Raw genomic sequence first — 3,069 nt, 5'->3', positions numbered from 1 at the left:
GAAATGCACGGGAGGTCAGCCATCGACATAGGATGTCATGACACAGCTCTCTCTGCCTGAACTTCTGGCTCCCGCCGGCGACATGTCCTGCTTTCTCGCAGGCATGGCCGCCGGTGCGGACGCCACGTATCTCGGCCTCAAAAACTTCTCCGCCCGGGCCGGAGCGGAAAACTTCAGCACCACCGAGCTTGCCCGCATGGTGGATCTGGCCAATCAGAACGGCCGCAAAATCTATGTGGCGTTCAACTCCCTCATCAAGGCAAGCGACATCCCCGCAGCCGGCCGACTCATCAAGCGTCTCCAGCGCGACGCGCAGCCGCACGGCCTCATCATCCAGGACATAGGCCTCATCGACGTGGCCCGTCAGGCCGGCTTCGAGGGCGAACTTCATCTCTCCACCCTTTCCAACATTTCCGTATCCCGCGACCTTCTTGCCGTGCAGAAGCTCGGCATACAGCGCGTGGTGCTCCCCCGCGAACTCTCCATCGACGAAATACGGCAGATGGACGAAGCCGCTCCCGAAGGCATGGACTTTGAGATGTTCGTGCACGGGGCATTGTGCTGGTGCGTTTCGGGCCGCTGCTACTGGTCCAGTTATCTCGGCGGCAAAAGCAGCCTGCGCGGGCGCTGCGTGCAGCCCTGCCGCAGAATCTACAAACAGAAGGGACGCGAAGGACGCTTCTTCTCCTGTCAGGATCTTTCCATCGACGTGCTGGTCAAGACTCTGGCTGAGATTCCCCACGTCCGCAGCCTGAAGATTGAAGGGCGCAAGAAGGGACCGCATTACGTCTATCATGTGGTGACGGCCTATCGCATGCTGCTCGATGCCCTGGGAACGCCCGACTGGCCCGGAGCGAAAAAAGATGCCGAGGCTCTGCTCGACATGGCTCTGGGGCGTCCCGTCACCCGCGCACGTTTTCTGCCGCAGAAGGACACGCACGTATCCACGCCCGACGAGCCGACAAGCTCCGGCCTGCTCGTGGGCAAGATTCAGTTTGAAAAGAAAAACGGCGTACCTTCCTGGCCTTTCATCAAGCCGAGAATAGAGCTGCTGCCCAAGGATCTTCTGCGCATAGGCTATGAAGATGAGCCCTGGCACGATACCGTTCCGGTCACAAGGCGCACGCCCAAGGCCGGCACCTGCACGTTGCGCCTTGCCAGGCACAAAATGCCGAAGGCCGGCGTGCCCGTCTTTCTCATCGACCGCCGGGAACCCGAGCTCATCCACATTCTTCACGACTGGGAAAAGAAGCTGGAAAAATGCCGCACGGTGGAGAGTCCCCTTGTGGAATGGACGCCGCATCTGCCAAAGCCCATACGTGCCCGTCGTCAGCAGGACTACCTTGTGCGCTCCAGCCTTCCTCAGGGACGCGAAACCCGCGGTTCCCGCTCCGTGATGACCGGTCTGTGGATGTCGGCCAATTCCGTCCGCGCAGTATCCCGCACGGTCATGCCCCGCATTTCCTGGTGGCTTCCTCCGGTCATATGGCCGGATGAGGAAGCTCTCTGGCAGAGACTGGTCATTGAAGCGCTGCGCGGCGGCTCCAGGCATTTCGTCTGCAACTCTCCATGGCAGGTCGGCCTCTTCCCCATGGATGATGAAAAGCGTCGGCCCCACCTTGTCGCCGGTCCGTTCTGCAACATCTCCAATCCCGCAGCCGTGGCGCTGCTTGCCAGGATGGGTTTTGAAGGCGCCTTCGTGAGCCCGGAGATGTCGGGAGAAGATTACCTTGCTCTGCCCCGTCAGTGCTGCCTGCCGCTCGGCATGGTGCTTTCGGGTTACTGGCCCGTGGGCATCTCTCGTCACGGCATGAATCAGGTCAAGGCCAACGAGGCATTTTTCAGCCCCAAGGGCGAAGCCTTCTGGGCGCGCAACTACGGCCACAACCTGTGGATGTACCCTGCATGGCCCCTGGATCTTTCCGCGCACAGACAGGAACTGGAAGCCGCAGGATATGCCTTCTTCGCCAGGCTGGATGAGAACCTTCCTCCGAACCTGCCTCCGACGCGCCGCACCAGTGACTTCAACTGGAACGGCTCGCTTCTTTAAGCCGCAACGTACGGGGAGTCCGCTCCCCGTACCTTTTTTCTGTGAACGGACAAGAATATGCTGGACACCATCACGGCAGGATTCGAGCCTTCATGCCCGACCTTGCTACTCGACAACGGCAGCCTGTCCACGGCAGCGGTTCTGGCCCTGCCGGGCACGGATTTTTCCCGCTGGCCCAAAACCGGGCTTTCTCCAGACTCGCCCGTGGAAGAGGCCCGGAACTTTTTAAAAAGCTCAGGACTCCCCGCTCCCGAACTTACGCTGATTTCCGGAATGCGGGCCGACAATCCAGAAAAAGACAGGACCGAAAGATGTTCCGCGCGCATCCGCCGCTGGAAAGATCTGCTTATCAAGACGGAAGGCCGGCCGGAATACTTTCTTCAGCAGAAAATGCCCGGATGGGAGATCGAGCCCCTGCTTGAACAGGCGGAAGCGACCTTCGGGCCCACACTCGGGACGGACAGCGGCATGGCCTCCGTTCTGGCTGCCCTGAGCATGGAACCTCTTCGCCAAAGATCCTGGAGTGAAGGCATCACCGTTATCTGGGCAGGTCACCGTCACGTGCAGGCATTCATGATCTATCAGGAAAGACTGCTGGGGCTCTATGAACAGCACAGCGACATCTCCCGAGAGGAACTTTTGAAGGATCTGGATGAAATGCGCCTCAACTGGCTCCCCGACGAACAGGTTCGGGCAAGAGGCGGACACGGCTGCATCTGCGGCGCTTTTCCCGCCGAAGCGGAAGGCTTCCGTCCCACGTGGATTCTAGGCCCATGCCGCGAAACGTTGAAGGGCTGCGGCAGACTCTCGTCCGTCTGCGGCGACGACCGTTTCGACCGATCCGTCGGCCTTCTTTACGGGCTCAGTCTCAGGAAAAGCTCATGAGCGTTTTTTTCACTGCGCTTTTTCTGCTTGCGCTCGGCGTCTGCGTTCTGCTCAATCTGGTCACTCTGCCCGGAAACTGGGCCATGGTAGCCCTGGTGACGGCATGGGCTCTGCTTGTGCCCGGCAACAGCGTG

At 60.2% G+C, this 3,069-nt stretch carries 2 protein-coding genes; both read left to right on the top strand.

What is annotated here, in order from left to right; translation table 11 throughout:
• The first annotated feature begins 37 nt into the window (after nucleotides 1-37).
• The gene (locus Q0J81_RS10905) at nucleotides 38-2,050 is read left to right on the top strand and encodes a U32 family peptidase (protein ID WP_294447864.1); all 2,013 of its coding nucleotides are present in this window, start codon (nucleotides 38-40) and stop codon (nucleotides 2,048-2,050) included.
• Nucleotides 2,051-2,107: 57 nt separating this feature from the next.
• A complete protein-coding gene (locus tag Q0J81_RS10900; RefSeq protein WP_294447862.1) occupies nucleotides 2,108-2,935 on the top strand; it encodes a DUF1786 family protein in 828 nt (275 codons plus the stop codon).
• The last annotated feature ends 134 nt before the right edge of the window (nucleotides 2,936-3,069 follow it).

Source organism: uncultured Mailhella sp. (assembly GCF_944324575.1).
GTDB lineage: Bacteria > Desulfobacterota > Desulfovibrionia > Desulfovibrionales > Desulfovibrionaceae > Mailhella.
The sequence above is the reverse complement of the archived record's forward strand: the minus strand, read 5'-3'. Positions and strand labels throughout refer to the sequence as shown.

Bases quoted from the DNA above. Each gene is read 5' to 3' on its own strand.
- Q0J81_RS10905 (WP_294447864.1), top strand. From the start codon at position 38: ATGACACAGCTCTCTCTGCCTGAACTTCTGGCTCCCGCCGGCGACATG.
- Q0J81_RS10900 (WP_294447862.1), top strand. From the start codon at position 2,108: ATGCTGGACACCATCACGGCAGGATTCGAGCCTTCATGCCCGACCTTG.